We start from the raw sequence: 22,168 nt of genomic DNA on the forward strand, positions 1-22,168 counted from the left end.
GGGGTCCTCCTTCAGTCGCCCTTGACGTTGACGACCTGGCGCAGCGTGTGCCGGACCTCCACCAGGTCGGCCGCGTCGGCCATCACCTGGTCGATCGGCTTGTACGCATCCGGGTGCTCGTCCAGGAACGCGTCGGAGTGCCCCCAGGCGATCCCGGTCATCCGCTGCTCCAGGTCCGCCCGGCTGAACAGCCGGCGGGCGGCGTTCCGCGAGTGGTTGCGGCCGGCCCCGTGCGGAGCCGACATCAGCGCCGTCGCGTTGCCCAGCCCGGAGACGACGTAGGACGCCGTCCCCATCGAGCCGGGGATCAGCCCGGCCTGCCCCTGGCGTGCGGAGATCGCGCCCTTGCGGGACAGCCACACCTCACGCCCGTCGTGCCGCTCACGCTCGGTGTAGTTGTGGTGGCAGTTCACCGTCTCCAGCCGCTGGACGTCGTCCCGGACGAACCGCCCCAGCTGCTCGACGACCCGGTCCATCATCTCCTCGCGGTTGAGGAAGGCGAACCGCTGCGCCCAGCGCAGCGCCTCCAGGTAGGCGTCGAACTCCGGCGTCCCCTCCTGCAGGTACGCCAGGTCGCGGTCGGCCAGCTCGACGCCCTGCGCCCGGCACCACTCCTGGGCCCGGCGGATGTGCACCGACGCGAGCTTGTTGCCGACCCCGCGAGAGCCGGAGTGCAGGAACAGCCAGACCCGGTCCTGCTCGTCCAGCGACACCTCGATGAAGTGGTTGCCCGAGCCGAGCGAGCCCAGCTGCAGCGGCCAGTTGCCGGCGGCGCCGTCGGCCTGGGCGATGCCGGGCAGCGTGCGGAGCTCGGCGACGCGGGGCTCGGCGGTGGGCCGCACCGCCTTGTTGTTCCGCCCGGCCGACAGCGGCACCGAGCGGGAGATCTGGCCGTGCAGCACGGACAGGTCCCGGCCGGCGAGGGCCGATGCGTCGAACTGGGTGCGCACCGCCATCATCCCGCAGCCGATGTCGACGCCGACCGCGGCCGGGATGATGGCGCCCTCGGTGGGGATGACCGAGCCGACGGTCGCGCCCTTGCCCAGGTGGGCGTCGGGCATCAGCGCCAGGTACGGGTGGATGAACGGCATCGCCGCGGTGCGCTCGGCCTGCTCGCGGGTGCCGGGGTCGAGGATGGACGCCCAGCTCAGCAGCCGTCCGTTGATGGTCTCCATGGTCCCTTCCCGTGTGTTCCACCCGTCCACCGAAATGGCCATCTTGGTGGACGGGTGGGGGTGTCGGTGGTGCCGCGCGGCTGGGGCAGTCAACGCGACGCCGGCTGGACCTGCACCCGCTTTACCGGGCCGACCCCGTGCGAAGCTGCCGGGCGTGCCAGTCACGCGCAGCGCCGGGGTGCTGCTCCACCGGGTCTCCAGCGGCGGCGACGTGGAGGTGCTGCTCGGGCACATGGGTGGCCCGTTCTGGGCGCGCAAGGACGACGGTGGGTGGTCGATCCCCAAGGGCGAGCACGGCCCGGGGGAGGAGCCGTTGGACGTGGCCCGCCGCGAGTTCGCCGAGGAGCTCGGCTCGCCGGTGCCGGCGCAGGAGTTCCTCGACCTCGGTGAGCTGCGGGTGACCAGCGGCAAGCTGCTCACCGTCTTCGCCGCGGCGGGCGACCTGGACGCCGCGGCCTGCACCAGCAACACCTTCGACCTGGAGTGGCCGCCCCGGTCGGGCCGGGTCCAGCAGTTCCCCGAGATCGACCGGGCCGGGTGGTTCCCGGTCGTGGAGGCGCGGGCCAAGCTGGTCAAGGGCCAGGTGCCGTTCCTGGACCGGCTGCTGGCCCGGCTGGCCGCCCCGGCCTGACCGGGGTCCACCCAGGAGCGGAGGACGGGGTCCGCCCGGAGGTGCAGGTGGGACGACGGAGGTCAGCGCGCGGGCCGATGCGCACCGCGGGTGAACTGCGGTCGACTGGGGGAGCACCGCACCCCAGCCGAGGAGCACCGATGTCCGCACCGCACGCCCCGACGTCCGCCGGTGGGCCGGCGTGGTGACGACGGCGTCCCGGCCCACCTGGTCGCCCGCACCGGCCCCGCGGCCCCGGCGGGTGTCCCGGGGGCGCCGGGTGTTGCGCGGCGCGGTCCGGGCCGTGGTCGCCCTCGCCCTCGTCGGGCTGCTGTCCCTCGCCGTGGCCTGGCAGCTGACCCCCGACGTCGGCGACGCCCGGGACCGGGTGGACGCCCGGCTGGCGGCCGCCGCAGCGCCACCGCTGTCCGGGCCACTGCCGGCGCGGCTGTCGGCGGCCGTGCTGGCCACCGAGGACAGCCACTTCCGCAGCCACCCGGGCGTCGACCCGCGCGGTGTGGTGCGGGCGGCCCGCGGTGCGCTGACCGGCGTCGACCTGGGCGGGTCGACGCTGCACCAGCAGCTGGCGAAGAACGTCTACGAGGACGGGGAGAACGGGTTCCTGGACCGGGTCTCCGCGGTGGTGCTGGCGCTGAAGCTGGACCGCACCTGGAGCGAGGACGCCGTGCTCCGGATGTACCTCGACGACGCCTACTTCGGGCACGGCTTCACCGGTGCCACCGCGGCGGCGCAGGGGTACTTCGGCGTGCCGCCCGAGGAGCTCAGCTGGGCCCAGGCCACGCTGCTGGCCGGCCTGCTGCAGGCCCCGAGCGCCTACGACCCGGTGCAGCACCCGGACCGGGCCGCCAGCCGGCAGGAGCACGTGCTGGACCGGCTGGTGGACGTCGGTGAGCTGACCCGCGCCCAGGCCGACGAGGTGGCCACCGACCCCTGGGGCCTGGTCGTCGGCTGACCGGCCGGTTTCCGCTGCCGACCTCCCGGGCACCGCCGTCGGAGACAGCACGTGACGACGGAGGGACTCCCCATGCAGGTCGGCTACAAGCTCGCCACCGAGGCGTTCAGCCCCACGGAGATCGTCGAGCAGACGGTGGCGGCCGAGGAGGCCGGCTTCGACTTCGTCGAGCTGAGCGACCACTACCACCCGTGGCTGGAGGAGCAGGGCCACAGCGGGTTCACCTGGTCGATGCTGGGCAGCATGGCGGCGAAGACCGAGCGGATCGGCCTGGCCACCGGCGTGACCTGCCCGATGATCCGGTACCACCCGGCGGTCATCGCCCAGGCCGCTGCCACCGTGCAGCTGCTGTCGGACAACCGGTTCACCCTGGGCATCGGCGCCGGTGAACGGCTCAACGAGCACGTGGTCGGAGGCGGCTGGCCCGCCGTCCGGATCCGGCACCACATGCTCCGCGAGGCACTGGAGATCATCAACCTGCTGTGGCAGGGCGGCTACCAGTCCTACGAGGGGGAGTACCTCACGCTGGAGGACGCCCGGGTCTTCGACCTGCCCGACCAGCTCCCGGTGATCGCCGTGGCCAGCGGCGGGCCGGGGGCCTCCAAGCTCGCGGCGAAGTACGGCAGCGGGCTGTTCGCCACCGAGCCGAAGGCCGAGCTCGTCGAGGCCTACGCCGAGCACGGGGGCAGCGGCCCGAAGTACGCCGAGGTGCCGATGGCCTGGGCTACCGACGAGGACGCCGCCGTGCAGGCCGCGCTGCAGACCAGCCGCTGGGCGCTCAGCGGCTGGCCGGTGATGAGCGAGCTGCCCAACCCGGTGAACTTCGACGCGGCCAGCGCCACCGTCACGCCCGCGGACATCCAGGGCCAGTTCGCCTGCGGCCCCGACCTGTCCCGCCTCGTCGACAAGGCGCAGCCCTACGTCGACGCCGGTTTCGACCACATCGTCTTCATGAACGCCGGCCCCGACCCCGACGGCTTCCTCGAGGTCTGCAAGAGCGAGCTCATCGAGCGGGTGCGTTCGCTGACCCCGTCGTCCTGATCCCTGTGCGAGGTCTGCCGTGAGCCGGGAGGAGCGGTGGGAACGCCGTCTGGCGTTGCCGGTCCTGGTCGCGGCGCTGGCCTCGGTGCCGGCGATGTTCCTCACCTTGGCCGGCGGTCCGCTGGGCACGGCCGGGCGCTGGGTGGACGTCGCCAGCGGCGTCGTCCTCGTCGGCGAGGTGGTCGTGCTGCTGGTGGTGGCCGAGGACAAGCGCGCCTGGATCCGGGGGCACGCGGGGCTGCTGCTGCTCAGCGTCGCCGTGCTGGTGGCCATCGTGCTGGCGGTCGGCCCGGTGCAGCTGCTGCGGCTGGTCCGTACGGTCGGGGCGCTCCGGGTGCTGCGGGCCGGCCGGATCGTGCGGGCCGCCCGGGAGCTCGCCGCCCGCCTGGGGTGGACCGGCCGCGCCTCCGCCGTCTTCGCGGCCGGTGCGGGTCTGCTGGCCGCCGTCTTCGTGGGCGTGGTCCTGGCGGACCCGACCTCCCGTTCCCGGTCGCTGCTCACCTGGGCGCTCGGCCCGGTGAGCCCACCGGTGGTGGTGGTCCTCTCGGTGATCGCCGGGGCCCTGCTGGGCGGCGCGACCTACCTGTTGGCCCGGGACAGCGGCCTGGGGGATGCGCCGGACGGCGAGGACGAGGACGAGGACGAGGACTCTGACGCCCGGGACGCCGGCGAGGGCCGGTCGGCGTCCAGCTGAACGAGACCGCCCGGGGCCGGTTGAGCGCGCGCTGGGCGGGCACCGACAGAGGAACACCTGCCGGACGAGACGAAGGAGAACACCATGGGACTGATCAGCAAGCTCACCAAGGGCGCCGTCGCCAAGAAGGCCATGACGGAGGCGAAGAAGCCGCAGAACCAGGCCAAGATCAAGAACGCCATCTCCTCGATGCGCGGCAAGAAGAGCGGCGGCACCGGCACCAGCACCAGCCGTCGCGGCTGACCCAGCGTCTCTCCTCGCCGGGACGAGGTCAGAGTCCGTACGGGTCCGGGCCGACGTCACCGACGTTGCGGCTGATCGAGCTCAACAGCTCGATCAGCCGCGCGCGGTCGTCCTCGTCCAGGTCCCCGACCGTGCGTCGCTCGAGTTCGGCCCAGATCCGCTCGACCCGCGCGCGCAGCGCCCGGCCGCTGGCGGTCAGCGACACCAGCACCACCCGACGGTCGTCGGTCGACCGTTCCCGTTGCACGAACCCCGCGTCCTCCAGTCGGGAGACCGCCTTGACCGCCGTCGGCGGCTCGACGCGCAGCGCTCGGGCTAGTTCGCCCGGGGAGCGGGGCTCGTGTTCCCAGAGCTGCATCAGCAGGAGCTCCTGGCCCGGGTAGAGACCGACCTCTCGCAGCAGGGTCCCCGCCAGGGTGCGGTGGGCCCGCGCGACCGTCGGGATCAGCGCGCTGACCGGCCCGGCCGCAGCGACCGACGATGCTCCGTGCTCCTGCTCCAGTGTGCCCACCCCCGGAATGGAAGACAGCCGGCTACTGGTTAGCCGGCTACAGGAATCGCACGAGGCGGTCCCTGGTCCGAGGGAGTACAGCATGGACACCAGCACCTCCAGCAGCGACAGCCCGCTCGTCGCCGTCGTCGGCGCGACCGGACAGCAGGGCGGGGCGACCGCACGGGCGTTGCTCGACGCCGGCGTACGGGTCCGCGCACTGGTCCGCGACCCGGGCAAGACCACGGCCCAGGCACTGGCCGCGCGCGGAGCCGACCTGGTCCACGCAGACTTCCGCGACCCCGAGTCGCTCCGCACCGCGTTGCGCGGAGCCGACCGGGTGTTCGCGATGACCACCTTCGCCGACGAGCGCGGCGTCGCCGGGGAGGTGCAGGGCGGCCGGGCACTCGCCGATGCCGCAGCCGAGGCGGGTGTCGGGCACCTGGTCTACAGCTCGGTCGGCGGCGCGGAGCGGGAGACCGGCGTGCCGCACTTCGAGAGCAAGCGGCGGGTGGAGGAGCACGTCACGGCGCTGGGGGTGCCCGCCACCTTCCTGCGGCCGGTGTTCTTCCTGGAGAACCTGACCGCCCAGGGCCCGACGGTGGAGGACGGCGTGGTCGTGGTGAGGTTGCCGCTCCGGGCCGACGTGCCGCTGCAGATGGTCGCCGTCCGGGACATCGGCGTCGCCGCCGCAGCGCTGCTGCGGGAGCCCGGTCGGTTGCCCGGCGGCTCGGTCGAGCTCGTCGGCGACGAGCGGACCGGTGCGCAGATCGCCGCCGCGTTCGGAGCCGCAGCGGGGCTGCCCGGCCGCTACGAGGCGCTGCCGCTGGCGGTGCTCGGCGGGGACGAGGACATGACCCGGATGTTCCGCTGGTTCGCCGAGCTCCCCGCCTACCAGGGCGACCTGGCCGCCAGCCGGGCGCTGGTGCCCGACCTGCACGACCTGCCCGGGTGGCTGCAGAGCACCGGCTGGACGCCGGCCCGCTGACCTGACGGGGCTGATCCCGCCGCCGATCGCGGGGTTCCTGCCACGTCGGGCCGGACCCGGGACGAGGGGCACGGTCGGCGGCCAGACTGCCGTCCGTGCCCCTCGACCACCTCGTCCCCGACACCGCCGCTGCCACCTCCGCCTTCGAGGTGGCCCAGGCCTTCCACTCACCCGCGCTGCTGAACCACTGCCGGCGCGCCCACCTCTGGGCCGCCGAGTACGGCCGGGAGCGCGGGATCGCCTTCGACGCCGAGCTGCTCTACGTCGCGGCGATGCTGCACGACATCGGGCTGGTGCCGGCGTTCGACAGCGCCACCGTGCCGTTCGAGGAGGCCGGCGGCGCGGTCGCCTGGGTCTTCGGCGCGGGCGCCGGGTGGGACGCCGGCCGCCGTCGCCGCACCGCCGAGGTCATCGTCGCCCACATGGCACCGGAGGTGGACGTCGCGGCCGACCCGGAGGGCCACCTGCTCGAGCTGGCCACCGGGCTGGACGTCTCCGGCCGCCGGCCCGACGACTGGCCGGCCGCCTTCCGGGCCGAGGTGCTGGACGCCCACCCCCGGCTGGGGCTGGCCGAGGAGTTCCTCGGCTGCTTCACCGAGCAGGCCCGCCGCAAGCCCTCGTCCCTGGCCGGGCAGTTCGTCGCCGAGGGCTTCGCCGACCGGGTGCGGGCCAACCCGCTGGACGGGATCAGACGCTGAGCAGACCGGACGGCTGCTCGGTGAGCCGGCCTGCGGCCAGGGCGCCGGTCAGGGCGGCGTCCAGCAGCGGCAGCAGGGCCGCGGTGCGCCGGCGGTGGCCGAAGACCTCGAGCGTCCGGAGCTGGAGCTCGTCGCGGGACAGGCCGGTGCCGGCCCGGCACAGCGCCACCATGGCGTTGGCGATCTCCTGCGGCGACACGTGGTCCAGCGGCCGCTCGGCGCTGCTGGCCTGACGGCGGAACCAGCTCCACGTCGCCCGGTCGATCGAGGCCGGCCACAGGAAGTCGCCGTCGACGGCGGTGGCCGGCAGCAGCGCCAGCAGGGCGTCCCGCCGGGCGTCGGTCACCCGGGACAGCCCGAACGCCGCGGCGGTGAGCCGGGCCAGCCGGTCGCGGTGCACCGGCCCCTCCGCCTTGATGCCGGCGGTGAGCACCCGGCGGACCAGCCGGGCGACGGCGGGGTCGCTCAGCTGGTCCAGCTGCTTCTTCTCCCCGGCGGGCTTCGGCGTCCAGGCGATGAACGGCTGTTCCTCGTCCAGCGGCGCACGGGTGCGGGCGGCCTTGGCCGGCGCCTTCGGCGACGTCCCGGCGGCGCGCTCCTGTGGGGCCGTCGCCGCCGCCGGCTGCGAGGCGACCGGCGCCGGGACGGCGGCCGGTTCGACGACGGTGACCGGCCCGGGTCCGGTCTCGACTGCGACGGTCTCGACTGCGACGGTCTCGACCACGACGGTCTCGACCACGACGGGCTCGACCACGACGGGCTCGACCACGACGGGCTCGGGGTCGGGCTCGGGGTCGGGCTCGGGGGCCGGCGTGACCCGGGCCGCGAGCGGGCGGAGCGGGATGACGTCGGCCAGCGGGCCGTCGTAGGGCGGCTCCTCGACCTCGACCTGGACCTCGGGCTCGACCGCTGCCGCGGCCGGGGCGGGGGACGCTGCCTCCACCACCGCCTCGAGCGCGGTCAGCACGGCCTCGCGGTCGGCCAGCCAGCTCGGCAGCCACACCCGCTCCACCGCCGGCCAGCGCAGCTCCTGGAGCACCTCGACCGGGAGGCCGTCGCGGTCCCCGACCGTCTGGCGTCCCGCCCAGGCCGGGCCGTCGAGCAGCACGGCCAGCACCGGGGCGTCGGGCGCCGACTCGCGGGCGACGGTCAGGTCGAGGCGGAAGCCGGACAGGCCGACGTCGGTGCGCACCACCAGTCCCCGGGCGCGCAGCGCGGCCGCCACGTCGTCGCGGTGCCGATCGAGTGACGTCCCGGTGCGGGGGAGTGCACCGGTGCCGCGGGCGGCGAGGTCGAGGTAGGCGCGCAGGTGCTCGACCCCCGCCGACGTGGTCTGCTCGGCGTCCAGCTGCTCGGGGGCGAAGGAGCTGACGACGACGACCTGCCGGCGGGCGCGGGTGACGGCCACGTTCAGCCGCCGTTCCCCGCCGCTGCGGCTCAGCGGCCCGAGGTCCAGGGGCAGCCGGCCGCGCGCGTCGGCGCTGAAGCCGGTGGAGAGGAACACGACGTCCCGCTCGTCGCCCTGCACGTTGTCCAGGTCCTTGACGAAGAGACCCTCGTTGTCGCTGCGGTCCAGCGCGTCGACCACGCGCTCGTCGCCGGAGTCGCGCAGCAGCTCCTCGATCAGCGTCCGCTGCGGCGCGGTCGAGGCGATCACCCCGATCGACGGCACCGCCGGGGCGGCCGAGGAGAACCGGCGCACCACCTCGGCGACGACCCTGCGGGCCTCCACCGGGTTCGTGCGCCGGCCCGGGCCGGAGCGCACGAACGTGCCCTCGACCTGCACCAGGGAGACCCCGTGACCGTCCGGGTCAGCGGAGGCCGGCCCGTGCACCGGCGCCGGGAAGGAGGAGAGCCGGCCGCCGTAGTACCGGGCGTTGCTGAAGGCGATCAGCGACTCGTCCTGGCTGCGGTAGTGCCAGGTCAGCCGCTGCTGGGGCACCCGTGCCTGCACGCACTCGGAGAGGATGCTCGCCTCATCGCGGACCGTGTCGGTGTCGGCGTCGTCGTCGAGGCCGGGGGGCAGCGGGGGCAGCTGCGCACTGTCCCCGACCACCACCGCGGACCGGGCCCGGCCCAGTGCGCCGATGGCGTCGGCGACCCGGAGCTGCGAGGCCTCGTCGAACACGACCAGGTCGAACTGGCCGCCGACCGCGGGGAGGAACCGGGCCACCGACTCCGGTGTGGCCAGCACGCAGGGCAGGACGGCGGTGATCAGGTCGCCGTGGGTCGAGAGCAGGCCGCGCACCCCCAGCCGCTGCTCGGCCAGCTCGCGCAGCAGGGCACTGACCTGACCGCTGCTGGCGGCGTCGAACGGGCGGGCCGCCAGCACCGCGGCCGGCACGGCGTCGACCAGGTGGGACCGCACTGCGCGGGACGCCGCCCCGAAGCGGGCGAGGGTGCGCTCGTGCAGCCCGGCGTCGAACGTGTCCAGCCCGGTGGCCTGCTGCCGCTCGAGGACCGAGGCCTCGGCGAGCCCCCGGTCGAAGGCACGCACCGCGTCGTCGGCGGGCACCTCGCCGTGCAGCAGCTGCAGCCGCGCCTCGGTGAGCCCGGCCAGCCGCAGCGGTTCGAGGGTGTCCAGCAGGCTGACCCATCGGCGCAGGGACATCGGGTGCACGTACTCGACGCCGCGCTCCGGCCGGGTCAGCGTCCAGCGGAGCACCAGCCCGTCCTCGCCGCTCCACGCGCCCAGCTGCGCCGAGCTGCTGGCGCAGACTGTCAGCAACTGGCGGAGCGCGTCGCGCAGCCGGGCCACGGTGCGGGCCCCGAAGGCGTCGGTCACCGGGCCTGCGGTGAGGAACCGGCGCACGGCAGCGGGGAAGCCGGCGCTGCCGTCGACGGTGGCGGCGGCGCGGCGCAGCCAGCGCACCTCCGCGTCGAACACCGACCGGCCCGGTTCGGTGAAGGGGTTCCAACCGGGCGGCACCTGCAGCCCCGGGATGCCGGCGGCCCGCGACGCCAGGGCCCGGACGGCGGTCTGCACCCGCCGCAGCTCGGCGGTCAGCTCGGGGACGTCGCCGGGCTTGATCGAGGCGCCCGGGCGCAGCGCGGGGGTCAGCTGGTCCCGGACGGCGGCCAGCTTGCCGCGCCGCGCCACCCAGCTCGCCGCCGCGGCCTCCTGGGCCTGCACGAACAGGTCGGCCAGCGGCAGGTCGAGGGCGGCCGGGGTGAGCGCCTCCAGGCCGGGGTGCGGCGCGTCGGCCAGCGCGGCGATGTCGCCGAGCAGGTCGTCGGTGGCCGCCGCCCAGCGTGCGGAGCGCACCTCGTCGAGCACGGCCAGCCCGATCCGGGGGCCGCCGAGCAGGTGCACCAGGGCGTCCAGGTCCTCCGGGGTGCGGACGGCCCGCAGGACCGCGGCCAGCCCACCCTCGCCCGGCAGCTCCCGGATCGCGGCGTCGACGGCGACCGCGGCCTGCTGCACCTCGGTGATGTCGAGTTCGATGGTGTCGATGAAGGCCCACGCGTGCCCGGCCGACGGGTGGGCCAGGCCGGCGATGTCCGGCAGCAGCGCCAGCGCGCGGTGCACCTCGGTGACCACCTCGGCGGTGGCCCGAGCGGCGAAGCGGGCGGTCACCGGCAGCGGGTCGACGTCGGGGGCAGCGGCCAGCACCGCGGTGCGGGCGGAGTAGAGCGACAGGCCCGCGGGGTTGTCCGCGTGCAGCCGCTCCGCGTAGTGCTGCAGGCTGCGCCGGGCCGTCCGCAGCTCCTCGGCATCGGCCGCCAGGCCCTGGGCGTCGACGTCGACCGCGTGCTCCAGCGCAGCCCGGATCCGGGCCCGGACGACGGCCGGCCGGCTGCCCTTGTCGTGCAGGTCGAGCGCGAACGGGCCCATGCCGACCGCGTCGAGCCGGCGGGCGACGACGTCCAGCGCGGCGCGCTTCCCGGCGACGAACAGGACCCGCTTGCCCTCGGCGACGGCCCGGGTGAGCAGGTTGGTGATGGTCTGGGACTTGCCGGTGCCGGGCGCGCCCTCGAGCACGAACGTCCGCCCGGCGGTGGCCTCGGCGATCGCGTGCAGCTGCGCGGCGTCCGCGGGCACCGGGCACTGCGCGGCGAGCTCGTCCAGGTCGACCGGGTCGGCGGCGGCGGGCACCGGGTCGACGAAGGCCTCTGTCGGGGCGTGAACCAGGTGGGCGACCAGCGGGTTGGTCACGAACTCGGCCCAGTGCTCGCCGAGGTCACGCAACAGCCGGTACGCCGCGACCGGCAGGACGGCCAGGTCCGCGGTCGCCTCGACCCGGTGGGGGAGCGAGGCGGCGGCCAGCGCCTCGCGCAGCGCCTGCAGCGCCGTGACCGGGTCGATGTCGGCGCCGTCGTCGGCCAGCGCGCTCAGCTCGGGCACGGTCAGCCCGTGCACCCGGCGGAGCTCCTCCAGCAGGCAGCCGTTCGGCAGGCTGCTCCCGGCCTCGTCGACCGTCAGCCGGTACTCGCCGCCGCGGGCGGGCGGGGTGAGGAGGACGGGGACGAGCACCAGCGGTGACCGCAGCGGGCGGCCGTCGAGCTCCCAGACCAGGCTGCCCAGGGCGAGGTACAGGCCGTTGGCGCCGGTCTGCTCGCCCACCGTGCGCGCCCGGTGGGCGAGGCCGCGCAGCCGGGACGGGTAGCCGGCGTGCGGGACGTCGACGTGCACCGATCGACGCTCGGTGAGCTGCTGCCGCAGCTGCTGGGGTGGCAGGTCGCCGGCGGTGCGCACCCCGGGCTCTGCCTGCACGCCGGCGACCCGGTCACTGGGCAGGAGGGTCAGCGTGGCCCCGCCGCTGACCAGTTCCGCCAGCGTCGCCAGCGAGTCCTGCGGCACCGTGAGCGGCAGCCCGGAGCCGTCGGTGGAGTCGATCAGCCGGTTGCGCGGGCTGAGGTCGAGCAGGTCGTCCTGCCACTGCTGGACCCGGGCCGGGGCAGGCGGGCGGTGGTCGGGCCCGGGCGCCGTCGGGGAGTCGGGGAGGGCCTGCGCGTGGGGGAGGGCCGGGGCCTGGGCCGCGGCCGGGTGCGGCTCGACCACCTGGACCGAGCCGTCCGCCGAGCGGGTGTGGACGGGCAGCGGGCGGACGCCGTCGAGGCGGGCGCGGTGGACGTCTGTGACGCCGAGGACCCGGGAGAGGTCACCGGACAACCAGGCTGTGTAGGCCGGGCCGTGCAGGTCGGGCGTGGTGTTGCCGCGGTCGGTCAGCAGGGTGGTCTCGACCAGGCCGATCACGCGCTGGTCGACCAGCTCCACCAGTGCGGCGACATCGGTGGTCGCAGCCGTCTCGGCGCTGCGCTCCTCCCGCCAGTAGCCCAGGAAGGCGTGCCCCTCGACCACCCACAGCAGCGGGCGCAGGCGGGCGTGCTCCAGGGCGGCGGCGAGGGTGACGACGGTGTCCAGGCAGGTGCCGGTCCGGCCGTCCAGGACCTCACCGGGGTCGCGGACGTGCTGCCCGGGCTCGGTCCAGCTGGCCGGCGGCTGACCGTGCCGGACCTCGCGGCGGCGCACCGCCCAGGTGATTGCCTCGACGACCTCGTCGACCCGGTCGGGCCCGTCGGCGTAGCCGGTCATGCTGTCGCTGTCGGTGCCCTCCTGGAGCAGGGTTGCAGCGTCGGCGAGCAGCGCGGTGATCGCCGGGTGCTGCGGCTGCACGTGGGCGGCGAGCACCTCCAGGGCCAGTGGCAGGGGTGCGGCCAGCCACTCGGCGGCGGCCAGCACCGTCACCGGCACCCGGTGCTCGGCCAGCACCTGGCCTGCGGCCGTCAGCTCCACCTGCACCCAGCCCGGACGGCGCTCTCCGCCCCGCCGCAGGGTGGCCGGGTCGAGGGTGAGGCCGACGTCGTCGATCACCGTGGTGCGGCCGGCGTCCAGGTCGACCAACCGCTCGACGGCGGGGGCGAGCTCGCCCTGGGCGTCCTGCACGGACAGCCGGAGCACCGCCCCGCGGACGGTCGACGTGCTGCCGGCGAGGGTGAGCCGCGAGACGACCGGCACGGCGAGGGCGGCGAGCGTGTAGCTGACCACCGGGCTGACCCTGAGCTCCACCGAGACCGACGGCGAGGACGCCGCCGCCGGGCCCTCGGAGCTCAGCTGGAGGTCGGCCGCGTTGCGCATGGAGTCTGTGTACCTCGTCGGACGGACCGTTCCGCTCAGGCGAGCCGCTCGTGGGGCGGGTGTGACAGCCGATGTCCGGTGAGGTCGGGGTGGGCCGATCCGCTCGGCGGTCTCGGTGTCGCCCCGGCCCGGTCGCTCAGAGGCGGGCGAGGGTGTCGCAGTCGGCGCAGAGGGCGTCGTAGAGCTCGGATTGCGGGGGCCACGGCACCGCTTCGTCCCGGGCCACGTAGGCGCCGCAGAGGGCGGTACGGCCACGTGCCCCGCTGAGCCCGAGGGTGGCGTGCGCCGGTCCGATGAGCCGCGCCGTCTGGCCGGCCGGGTCGTTCAGCGAGCCGACCATCATCACGGCCCGGGCCGTGCGGTAGGGGAAGGCCATGGCGCCACGATGTGAGACGCCGGCGGCTGCGACGCGCGCAACACGCAGGCCGTGTCCGGGGTGTCACCTCACCAGCCCCAGCCACCCCGGCAGGCGTCCGGTGGCCCGGCCGGCCCGACCCCGACACAGCAGTACCGCCGCCGTTGGCCTTCCCCCAGGCCAACGGCGGCGGTACTGGAACTGCTGTGCGTACGGACCAGTGGGCTGGTCCGGGTGGGTCAGGCGGCGAAGCCGGCCTTGTCCACCTTGCGGTGGTAGCGCTCGCCGAGCTTGCCGCCGAGCACGGCGCCGAGCAGCGTGACCAGCAGGACGGCGACCAGGGCGATGATGCCGGCGGTCGTGAGGGTGCCCTCGTCGATCGGGATGCGCGGCAGGTTCAGGTCGGAGAGCACGTTGAACTCCGAGCCGAGGACCGCGCCGGCGATGGCCAGGGCGAGGACGACCAGCAGGCCGACCACCCACACCGCGATGCCCTGTCGAGCACCGTCGAAGCGGGCCATCCGGCCGGCGACGTAGCCACCGGCCAGGTAGGCCAGGAAGAGGACGACGAGCAGCGCGATGCCGCCGCCGATCCCGATGCCGCTGGCGTTGGACGCGGCCTCGTCGACGGAGGGGACGCCCTCGGTCAGCCCGATGGCGACCCCGGCGGCGGAGATCGCCGCGATGAGCAGGACGGCCAGGCCGTTGGCGGACAGCCAGCCGAAGAAGGCGGCACCCCACTTGATGCCACCGAAGCGGTCGTGCTGGCGGTCGACGGCGTCGTGGGCGGTGCCCCGGCTGGCGCGGGCGCCGGTGCCCGGGTCCACGTCGTTGTTGCGGAAGCTGGTCGTCTTGTCGCCGACCGAGGTGCTGCGGTCGGACGGGTCGGAGGGGGCGGTGCTGCCGGTCATGGTCGCTCCAGGGAAGAAGTCGTCACAGTCGGCGGGCGAGCAGCCGCTCGCCGACCGTGACGAGTGCAGGGGCGACCGGCGGGCGGGGCTGGCCGGCACGGTCGCGGGGTGGTGCGGGGTCGGCCCGCCGTGTGGCGGCCGACCCGGTGGATCAGCGGCGGTCGGTGTCCCGGGCGCCGTCGACGTCGCTCTCGATCTGCTCCTTGCGGACCGTGTCGGTCACGGTCTCCTGCTCGGTGACCGTCTCGGTCTCCAGGCGCACGCGCTCGACGGGGACGGTCTCCTTGGCGACCACCGGACGCTCGGCGTGCAGCACGACCTCGTGCTCCTCCTCGGAGATGGCCGGACCGGCCAGCGCCTCGTCACGGTTGGCGTCGGTGATCGGCTCGCGCTCGAGCCGGACCTCCTCGTGCGAGACCGGAACGGTCGTCGTCACCTCCTCGGTGACGACGTACTTGCGCAGGCGCGCCCGGCCGGCCTCGACCTGCTGGGTGCCGACCCGGATCTGCTCCTCGGAGCGGGTCATCGCGTCGTCGGTCGTCGGGCCGGACGTGTCGTGGCCGACGGTCCCGTGACGGTTGGCGTCGGTCCCGACCGTGTCGGTCCGGGCGGTGTCGACCCGGGCGGTGTCGGTGCCGACGCCCACGCCGTAGTAGCGGTAGAGCTCGGTCTCCTCCTCGGGGCTGAGGTGACCCTGGTCGGCGTCCACCCGGGGGGCGTCCTTGACCTTGGACTTCTGGTAGGGGACGCGGAGGGTGCCGTCCGCGACCGTGGCGTCGGTCAGCGGGACGAAGGTCTCCGAGGTGCCGAACATGCCGGTGCTGACGGTGGCCCACTCGGGGCTGCCTGTCTGGTCGTCCAGGTAGACCTGGCCGACCTTGCCCAGCTTGTCGCCGTCGGCGTCCACGGCGTTGCTGCCGATGATGGAGGTGATGTCCTGCTGCGTGATCACGGGCGTTCCCTTCCAGGGGTTCTGGGTTGACCGGTGCGGACCGTCTCGGGACGGCCGGTCGCCGAACGCCTCTGTGCCCGACCGTTTACGCCGTAAACGAGACCAAGGTCAGATTCTCGGATCCTCCTCGGCCGGGGCCGGGTGTGATCAGAGGTCGCCGACGTCGCCGCCGGAGTTCTTCGCCTCGTGCAGCACCCGCTCCAGCCGGTCCAGCAGGTTCTCCAGCGACTCCTCGAACTCCGCGGCCGACTTGTCCTGACCGAGCAGCGGCTCGGTCCGCGCCAGGTTCGGGTACTCGGCGAAGTCGGTCTCCTCCTGGGCCTGCGGGTCGCCCTCGGGCTGGTCCAGCAGGCTCACCTGCGCACCGATCTGGGTGACCTCGAGCAGCAGGTGGCCGAGCAGGAAGCTGGAGTAGGCGCGGTACGCGGCGACGGCGGCCTGGTCGGAGAAGCCGGCGTCCTGCAGCGTGCCGAGGAAGGACTCGACCAGGCGCAGGCTGCGCAGCGGTGGGCGCACCCAGGGCGCAGCCGGCGGACGGCTGGCCACCAGCGGGAAGACCGCCGGGTGGGCCAGTGCGATCCGGCGCATCCCGTGCGCCAGCCGGACCAGGTAGTCCTGCCAGCCGGAGTGGTCACCGATGTAGACGTCGTCGCCGTCCTCGTCGTCCCAGAGCGTCTCCACGACCCGGTCGACGACCCCGTCGAGCAGGTCCTCCCGGCCGGGCACGTACCGGTACAACGCCATCGCCTCGACGCCCAGCGTAGAGCCCAGCCGGCGCATGGTGAGGGCGGCCAGGCCCTCCTCGTCGATGAAGTCGACGGCGGCCTGCAGGATCTTGTCCCGGTCCAGGCCGGCTGGACGGGTCAGTTCGCTGGCCGCCTCGGGGCCCTCCGTCACGGCCACCACGTCGGGGTCGCGCACGTCGTCACTCGTCTGCTCACTCATCGTCGCCACCGTTCACCTCCTCGTGTCCCCCCACTGTCCACGTCGCCGCCCGTTCGGGGCACGGTTCCCCTGGCCGCTACCCAGTGCGAGGGGGCTACTCGGCACCGGATGTGACGACGGTCATCGCGGGCAGACCGCTTGCTGTTGTTAGCACCTGGGTCGTGCTGGGCATGCAGCAGGGGTCCGGTCACACCCGACCCGTTGGAGTCCCCGATCCGGGTCGCCCAGGCGCGCACCGACGCCGTCCGCCGGGAGCTGGAGCAGAACGCCCAGCACGCGGCCGAGCGCAGCTCCGCCATCGCCGACCAGCTGCGCGAGCTCGGCGCGGTGACCGACGTCGTCACGCCGGTGCTCGGCCGGCTCGGCGCCCTGGTCAAGGGCACGCTGGAGCAGGCGGAGCCGATCGACGAGGCGCTGCTGCAGGACCTCCAGCTGGAGCACCAGCTCCTGGACCGCGCCACCTACCTCGAGGTGCTGGCCGACACCGCCGGGCAGTCGGAGGTGAAGGCGCTCGCCGAGCGGCTGGTGACGGCGCACTCGGCCACCGTCGAGTGGCTCACCGTCGTCCTCGCCGAGCAGGCGCTCGGCGGCCCCGCGGCGCTGGTGGCCACTCCGTTCCAGCGGGTGGCCGGTGGCGCCACCGAGCTGGCGAACCTGCCGGTCCGGTTCGCGGCCAACACGGTCAACCGGGCCGTGGCCACCGCGCAGCACGCCGGTGAGCAGGCCGGTGCCTTCACCGGCGCTGTGTGGGAGACCCTCTGAGCTCCCAGCTCCGGCCCGCCGTACGGCGGGGCCGGAGCCGGGCACGTCCCGCGTCCGACCGACCACCGTGTGCGAGGCCACTCGGTCGTACACGAGACGCTGGTCACGATCGGGTTACAGCCTGCTGGCTTCGGGAAATGCTGGCTCTCATGACCACTGTGCCTGAGGTCGCCACCACCCCCGAGGTGCTGGAGAGCGAGTTCTCGCTCGTGACCGCCGTGACCCGGCTGAACTTCCTGAGCCGGCGCGACAACGTCGCCATCGACGGCCCCAACGACCGTGCGGACGACGACGACGACTGGGCCAGCTTCAAGGCACTCGGCACCTCGTTGGACGTCGACGAGGCCCTCGAGCTGCTCGCCCTCGGCGAGGTCGTCGCCCGCAAGGCCCACGCCCACCGCCAGCTCGGCATCCGAGCGGCGCTGCGTGGCGGTGCCGACTGGCAGCAGATCGGGCGGGCGCTCGGCATCTCGCCGCGGGCAGCCTGGGAGCGACACGTCAGCTGGCTGGACGGCCAGGCGGCGGCGCGCCGCGACGGGGACGTCGAGGCGCTGGACGCCCACACCGTCGCCGCTGCCCGCCAGCTCGCCGGCCGCCGGCCCGCCTGACCCGCTACTCGAAGTACCGCCGGGGCACCTGGACCAGCATCTGGTCCAGGTGCCCTTCGCTCGCTCCGCGTTCCCGCAGCATCGGCAGCACGTCCTGCGGGACGTGGGTGAAGTTCCAGTTCGGCATCGCCTGGGTCATCGCGGTGCGCGCCTCCCCGGGGAACCAGTCGATGTAGCAGCTGGCGTCCTGGCTGAGCACCATCCGGTCGGCGTAGCCCTGCTCGGCCAGCGCGACGATGGTGTCCACCCGCGCGCTGGTCGGGTTGTAGAGGTCCAGGCCGAACCGGTCCATGCCCAGGATGCAGCCGGCGTCGGCCAGTTCCTTGAGGTGGTCGAGGTCGTTGCTGTCGCCGGCGTGGCCGATGACCACCTTGGTCAGGTCGGCGCCCTCCTCGCGGAGCACCTGGACAGCCAGTCGGCCGGTCTGTGCGGCGGCTGAGGTGTGCACGGTGATCGGCGCCCCGGTCTCCCGGTGGGTGGCTGCGACGGCCCGCAGGGTGCGCTCGACGCCCGGGGTGAGCCCCTTGGCCTCGACGGCGCACTTGAGGAAGGCAGCGTGCACGCCGGTGTCGGCGATGCCGTCGCGGACGTCCCGGGTGAAGTCGTCGACCATCGGGTCGGTGGGCGTCTCGATGAGGGTGCCCGGCCCGCGATGGGCGTACTGGAACGGGATCTCGTCGTAGGTGTACAGCCCGGTGGCCGCGATGATGTTCAGCTCGGTCTGCGCCGCCACCCGCTGTACCCGGGGCAGGTAGCGGCCCAGCCCCCACACCGTCGGGTCGACGATCGTGTCGATCCCCAGGCCCTTCAGCTCGTTCAGCTTGGCCACCGCATCGGCGACCCGCTCCTCCTCGTCCCACCAGTCGCCGGTGCCGTAGTTCTGCTGGTGCTCGGTGGAGAGCACGAACACGTGCTCGTGCATGAGCGTGCGGCCCAGGTCGGCGGTGTCGATCGGGCCACGGACGGTGTGCACGGTGGGCATGCGAGCTCCCTTGCTCGAGGTCAGGTCACCGGTGCAGCACCGCGAACGTGGCGACGGCGTGCACCAGGCTGCGGCCATCCTGCTCGACGTCGGCCTCGCACACCGTCAGGTGCTCGCCCTGCTTGCTGACCCGGCCGGTGACCTGGAGGGTGCCGGGACCGCCGGGCCGCAGGTAGGTGATGGTCAGCTGGCTGGTGGCCGGCACGTCGTCCTCCCCGGTGCGGCTGCGCACGGCCTGGCCCATCGCGGTGTCGACCAGGGTGGCCAGCACCCCGCCGTGCAGCGTGCCCGCCTCGTTGAGGTGCTGCTCGGTGACGTCCAGCCGGAGGTGCGCCTCCCCGTCGTCCGCCGTCCGGTCGTACACGCCGAGGGTCTCCACGAAGCGTTGGGGGTCTGTCATCCCCGCCCGCTACCCGGCGGTGTGTCAGCGACCCATCGACATGTCGACCGGGGAGAAAGCGGTGGCCATCTGATCACCTCAGGTGATCACATGGGTGCGAGAAGGCATTAGCGCTCATCACGCTGTGTGTCTAGGGTCACGTCGGCACAGGGCCATACCGCGCGAGGAGGACAGCCATGACACCGCTTCACCGCGCTGTGACCAGTTCCCGGACTCCTGAGGTGGCAGAGCAGGACGTCGACGTCGACGGCGCCCGGATGCGCGTGCTGACCGCCGGCACCGGCCGGGCACTGGTCTACCTGCACGGGGTCGGGGACCTCGGCGGGTGGCTGCCCTTCCTCGCCGACCGGGCCCGTTCGTACCGGGTCGTCCGGCCGGACCACCCGGGCTTCAACGGCAGCGAGAACGCCGACGTGACCACTCCCGCCGACGTCGCCGGGCGACATGCCCGGCTGCTGGACCGGCTGGGCCTGACCGACGTCACGGTCGTGGGCTGCTCCTTCGGCGGCTGGGTCGCCGCCGAGCTCGCCCGGCTCGAGCCGCGTCGGGTGCAGAGGCTGCTGCTGATCGACCCCGCCGGCATGCCGGCACCGGAGCCGGCGCCGCGCGTCCTGGACCTGGCCCCGGCCGAGTCCGCCGAGCTCACCTTCCACGGCGTCTCCGCCCGGGAAGCCGCCGTCGCGCGGGCCCGGCAACTGGCCGCCACCGACCCCGCCGCCGCCGCCCGCGAGCTGCGCAACCGGACCACTGCTCGCCGGCTGGCCGGCGACCCGTACATGCACGACCCGGAACTCCCGGCCAGGGTCGCCGGGCTGCGCCAGCCGGTGCGGTTGCTGTGGGGGGCGTGCGACCGGATCGTGCCCCCATCGCACGCCCGCGCCTGGACCGCGGCGCTGCCGCAGGCGGAGCTGGCGGTCGTGCCCGACACGGGGCACCTGCCGCACGTCGAGCAGCCCACGGTGTCCGCCGAACTCGCCCGGCTCGACTGAGCGGCGGCGGACATGGAGCTCAGGCACCTGCGTTACTTCGTCTCCGTCGCCGAGGAGCTGCACTTCCGCAAGGCCGCGGAGAAGCTGCACATCGTCCAGCCGGCGCTGAGCAAGCAGATCAGCGCCCTGGAGAAGGAGCTCGGCGTCCAGCTCCTGGAGCGCGACCGGCGGCACGTCACGCTCACCGAGGCCGGCCGGGTCTTCCTGGAGGAGGCCCTCGAGGTCCTGGCCCAGGCCGACGGGGCGGTGGCCCGGGCCCGGGCGGTGAGCCGGGGTGAGGTGGGCCGGCTGAACATCGGGTTCATCCAGCCGGCGTTGGCCGACCTGTTGCCGCGCTCGCTGCAGGCGTTCCGGCAGCACTACCCCGGCGTGCTGCTGACCCTCAGCGAGGCCACCAGCCGGATGGCGGTGGAGCGGATCTCCAGCCGGAACATGCACTTCGCCTTCACCCGGCTGCCGATCGACGCCCGTCCGGACCTGAGCACCGAGGTGCTCAGCGAAGAGCCGGTGCTGCTGGTCGTGCCGCGCGACCACCGGCTGGTGGAGCGCGGCTCGGTGCGGCTGCCAGACCTGGCGGGGGAGGACGTCATCCTCATCGACCGCAAGGTGGAACCCGAGCTGCACGATTACTACGTCGCCCTGTGCAACGACGCCGGTTTCAGCCCACACGTCGCGCACGAGGTCAACAGCACCTCGGTGGCCATCGGCTTGGCGGCCGGCGGGCTGGGCGTGGCGTTCGCGCCCTCCTCCGCCCGGCTCGCCGCCCAGCACGGGGTCGCCTACCTGCCGATCGAGGGCGAGGCTCCGCGGCTGACCATGGGGGCGTTGTGGCACTCCGGCCCGCGGCCCACGGTGCTGGACAACTTCTTGCGGCTGCGTCCCTGGGAGGCCCCGCCGCCCCCGGCAGTCCGCACCCGTGCGGTGCCGGTGGTGCCCCGTGGCGTCTGAACCGAACTGCGGTCGGCCGCTCGCCGGGCTGCCGGGAAGCAGCCTCGAGCAGTTCCGACACCGCCGTTCCGACTGATTCCCCAGGGTCATCAATTGAGAACATCCGAGTTCTCCGCGGAATGTCCTCGCTGGCTACTGTGAACTGCGACACGCCCATCGGGACGAAGTCAGGAAAATGGCCGTACCGTGCCGTTTCGTCCCGCACACATCAATGACGATGGAAAGAGGTGCGACCCGTGAGGAATGGTCGTCGAACGACGTCTGCCGCGGCACTCTCCGTGGCAGTGCTGCTGGGCATCACCGCCTGTGGCGGAGACTCCGACGACGGTGGTGGTGGGTCGTCCGCCTCCGAGGGAGGGGCCACCACGGTGACCGTCAGCTACAACCCGGCTTCCCAGTTCGCCCCGATGTTCGTCGGGATGGACCAAGGCATCTTCGAGGAGCACGGGGTCCAGCTCGAGCTGGTGCCGCAGACCGACGTCGCCGCGATCATCTCCGGCGTCGCGAGCGGGCAGTACGACTTCGGGTTCGCCACCGTCGTGCACGTCATCAACGCCCGGGCCAACAACATCCCGATCAAGGCGGTCGCCACCCCGGACGGCCAGCAGGCCGTAGAGGAGGCCCCGGACATGGGCAACGCCCTGGTCGCCGGACCCGACTCGGGCATCAGCGACGCCGGGGACCTGGAGGGCAAGACCCTCGGTGTCATCGGTCTGGCCTCGCTGAACACCCTCGCCGCCCAGGAGCTCGCCGACGCGGCCGGCGTCGACCCCACCAGCATCCAGCTGGTCCAGATGCCGTTCGGTCAGATGCCGGCGGCACTGGCCGCCGGCGACATCGACGCGGCCGTGGTGCAGAGCCCGTTCATCGCCGAGGCGGTGGCCAGCGGGTCGACGGTCATCGCCAAGCCCAACGTAGAGCTGTTCGCCGACTCCGCCGTGGGCCTGTTCACCACCAGCGAGCAGAAGATCGCTGAGGACGAGGAGGTCGTCCGCGGCTTCGCCGCCGCCATGGTCGAAGCGCAGGAGTACGCCGCGGCGCACGTCGACGAGGCCCGGCAGACGCTGGTCGAGCACCTCGGCCTGACTCCCGAGGCGGCCGCGGCGGCGACCTGGTGCACCACGTGCACGCCGGAGCTGGACACCGATGGCTTCGCCACGGCGCAGGAGCTGATGGAGAAGTACGCCGGCCTGGAGGACGCCCCGGGCGTCGACGAGTACGTCTGGAAGCCGGCGCTGGACCTGTGATCCCGGGGTTAGAGAGGGACCGACTCCCCGGGGGACGTTGGCATGTACTGGTGGACTAGGGCGTCCGGGAAATCGTGC

The 22,168-nt window shown here is 73.9% G+C and carries 21 protein-coding genes; 12 read left to right on the forward strand and 9 right to left on the reverse strand.

Going from position 1 to position 22,168, the window contains the following annotated elements; all coding sequences use genetic code 11:
* Positions 1–11: 11 nt before the first annotated feature.
* Entirely contained in the window at positions 12–1,175 is a 1,164-nt protein-coding gene (locus tag O2W15_RS20890; protein ID WP_269180813.1) for an RtcB family protein, read from the reverse strand.
* Positions 1,176–1,329: 154 nt separating this feature from the next.
* On the opposite strand from O2W15_RS20890, the gene O2W15_RS20895 reads away from it, so the two are divergent.
* The 5 genes from O2W15_RS20895 to O2W15_RS20915 all read left to right on the forward strand — a co-directional run bounded on the left by O2W15_RS20895 (position 1,330) and on the right by O2W15_RS20915 (position 4,736).
* Positions 1,330–1,806: an NUDIX domain-containing protein gene (locus O2W15_RS20895; RefSeq protein WP_269163761.1), complete on the forward strand. Its 477-nt coding sequence runs from the start codon at positions 1,330–1,332 to the stop codon at positions 1,804–1,806.
* A gap of 184 nt (positions 1,807–1,990) precedes the next feature.
* Positions 1,991–2,758, forward strand: coding sequence for a biosynthetic peptidoglycan transglycosylase (locus tag O2W15_RS20900; protein WP_269180814.1), 768 nt, complete (start codon positions 1,991–1,993; stop codon positions 2,756–2,758).
* 51 nt (positions 2,759–2,809) lie between these two features.
* The gene (locus tag O2W15_RS20905) at positions 2,810–3,799 is read left to right on the forward strand and encodes a TIGR03557 family F420-dependent LLM class oxidoreductase (protein WP_269180815.1); all 990 of its coding nucleotides are present in this window, start codon (positions 2,810–2,812) and stop codon (positions 3,797–3,799) included.
* Between the two features lie 19 nt (positions 3,800–3,818).
* The gene (locus O2W15_RS20910) at positions 3,819–4,493 is read left to right on the forward strand and encodes a hypothetical protein (RefSeq protein WP_269180816.1); all 675 of its coding nucleotides are present in this window, start codon (positions 3,819–3,821) and stop codon (positions 4,491–4,493) included.
* A gap of 84 nt (positions 4,494–4,577) precedes the next feature.
* Positions 4,578–4,736, forward strand: coding sequence for a hypothetical protein (locus O2W15_RS20915; protein ID WP_269180817.1), 159 nt, complete (start codon positions 4,578–4,580; stop codon positions 4,734–4,736).
* A 28-nt stretch (positions 4,737–4,764) separates the two neighbouring features.
* Here O2W15_RS20915 and O2W15_RS20920 read toward each other — a convergent pair whose 3' ends face one another.
* Positions 4,765–5,247 carry a MarR family winged helix-turn-helix transcriptional regulator gene (locus O2W15_RS20920; protein WP_269180818.1) on the reverse strand — a complete coding sequence of 161 codons (483 nt, stop codon included), beginning with the start codon at positions 5,245–5,247 and terminating at the stop codon, positions 4,765–4,767.
* A gap of 82 nt (positions 5,248–5,329) precedes the next feature.
* On the opposite strand from O2W15_RS20920, the gene O2W15_RS20925 reads away from it, so the two are divergent.
* Together O2W15_RS20925 and O2W15_RS20930 are read left to right on the forward strand one after the other, a co-directional pair.
* On the forward strand, positions 5,330–6,214 hold the full coding sequence (locus O2W15_RS20925; RefSeq protein WP_269180819.1) for an NmrA/HSCARG family protein: 885 nt from the start codon (positions 5,330–5,332) through the stop codon (positions 6,212–6,214).
* A 95-nt stretch (positions 6,215–6,309) separates the two neighbouring features.
* Entirely contained in the window at positions 6,310–6,912 is a 603-nt protein-coding gene (locus tag O2W15_RS20930) for an HD domain-containing protein (protein WP_269180820.1), read from the forward strand.
* On the opposite strand, the gene O2W15_RS20935 is transcribed toward O2W15_RS20930, so the two are convergent.
* From O2W15_RS20935 to O2W15_RS20955, 5 genes are all read right to left on the reverse strand, one after another.
* Complete coding sequence (locus O2W15_RS20935) at positions 6,902–12,991, reverse strand: DUF3320 domain-containing protein (protein WP_269180821.1); 6,090 nt, start codon at positions 12,989–12,991, stop codon at positions 6,902–6,904. The two genes, O2W15_RS20930 and O2W15_RS20935, sit on opposite strands and share 11 nt — an antisense overlap.
* Before the next feature lie 136 nt (positions 12,992–13,127).
* On the reverse strand, positions 13,128–13,367 hold the full coding sequence (locus O2W15_RS20940; RefSeq protein ID WP_269180822.1) for a hypothetical protein: 240 nt from the start codon (positions 13,365–13,367) through the stop codon (positions 13,128–13,130).
* Between the two features lie 218 nt (positions 13,368–13,585).
* Positions 13,586–14,257 carry a hypothetical protein gene (locus O2W15_RS20945; RefSeq protein ID WP_269163771.1) on the reverse strand — a complete coding sequence of 224 codons (672 nt, stop codon included), beginning with the start codon at positions 14,255–14,257 and terminating at the stop codon, positions 13,586–13,588.
* Positions 14,258–14,408: 151 nt separating this feature from the next.
* Entirely contained in the window at positions 14,409–15,209 is an 801-nt protein-coding gene (locus tag O2W15_RS20950) for a PRC and DUF2382 domain-containing protein (protein WP_269180823.1), read from the reverse strand.
* Positions 15,210–15,356: 147 nt separating this feature from the next.
* Positions 15,357–16,154, reverse strand: a complete 798-nt coding sequence (locus O2W15_RS20955; protein WP_269180824.1) for a TetR/AcrR family transcriptional regulator — start codon at positions 16,152–16,154, stop codon at positions 15,357–15,359.
* 201 nt (positions 16,155–16,355) lie between these two features.
* Between O2W15_RS20955 and O2W15_RS20960 the strand changes: the two genes are divergently transcribed.
* Positions 16,356–16,916, forward strand: a complete 561-nt coding sequence (locus O2W15_RS20960) for a hypothetical protein (RefSeq protein WP_269180825.1) — start codon at positions 16,356–16,358, stop codon at positions 16,914–16,916.
* A gap of 149 nt (positions 16,917–17,065) precedes the next feature.
* A complete protein-coding gene (locus tag O2W15_RS20965; RefSeq protein WP_269163775.1) occupies positions 17,066–17,524 on the forward strand; it encodes a hypothetical protein in 459 nt (152 codons plus the stop codon).
* A 4-nt stretch (positions 17,525–17,528) separates the two neighbouring features.
* On the opposite strand, the gene O2W15_RS20970 is transcribed toward O2W15_RS20965, so the two are convergent.
* Both O2W15_RS20970 and O2W15_RS20975 read right to left on the reverse strand, forming a co-directional pair.
* The gene (locus O2W15_RS20970) at positions 17,529–18,506 is read right to left on the reverse strand and encodes a phosphotriesterase family protein (protein ID WP_269180826.1); all 978 of its coding nucleotides are present in this window, start codon (positions 18,504–18,506) and stop codon (positions 17,529–17,531) included.
* 25 nt (positions 18,507–18,531) lie between these two features.
* Complete coding sequence (locus O2W15_RS20975; protein ID WP_269163777.1) at positions 18,532–18,906, reverse strand: PaaI family thioesterase; 375 nt, start codon at positions 18,904–18,906, stop codon at positions 18,532–18,534.
* A gap of 221 nt (positions 18,907–19,127) precedes the next feature.
* On the opposite strand from O2W15_RS20975, the gene O2W15_RS20980 reads away from it, so the two are divergent.
* The 3 genes from O2W15_RS20980 to O2W15_RS20990 all read left to right on the forward strand — a co-directional run bounded on the left by O2W15_RS20980 (position 19,128) and on the right by O2W15_RS20990 (position 22,090).
* Positions 19,128–19,895 carry an alpha/beta fold hydrolase gene (locus O2W15_RS20980; RefSeq protein WP_269180827.1) on the forward strand — a complete coding sequence of 256 codons (768 nt, stop codon included), beginning with the start codon at positions 19,128–19,130 and terminating at the stop codon, positions 19,893–19,895.
* Between the two features lie 12 nt (positions 19,896–19,907).
* Positions 19,908–20,843 (forward strand): LysR substrate-binding domain-containing protein, encoded by a 936-nt coding sequence (locus O2W15_RS20985; protein WP_269180828.1) that lies wholly within the window; start codon positions 19,908–19,910, stop codon positions 20,841–20,843.
* Positions 20,844–21,121: 278 nt separating this feature from the next.
* A complete protein-coding gene (locus tag O2W15_RS20990) occupies positions 21,122–22,090 on the forward strand; it encodes an ABC transporter substrate-binding protein (RefSeq protein ID WP_269180829.1) in 969 nt (322 codons plus the stop codon).
* Positions 22,091–22,168: the final 78 nt, after the last annotated feature.

Source organism: Modestobacter sp. VKM Ac-2979 (assembly GCF_026967995.1).
Taxonomy (GTDB): Bacteria; Actinomycetota; Actinomycetes; order Mycobacteriales; family Geodermatophilaceae; genus Modestobacter.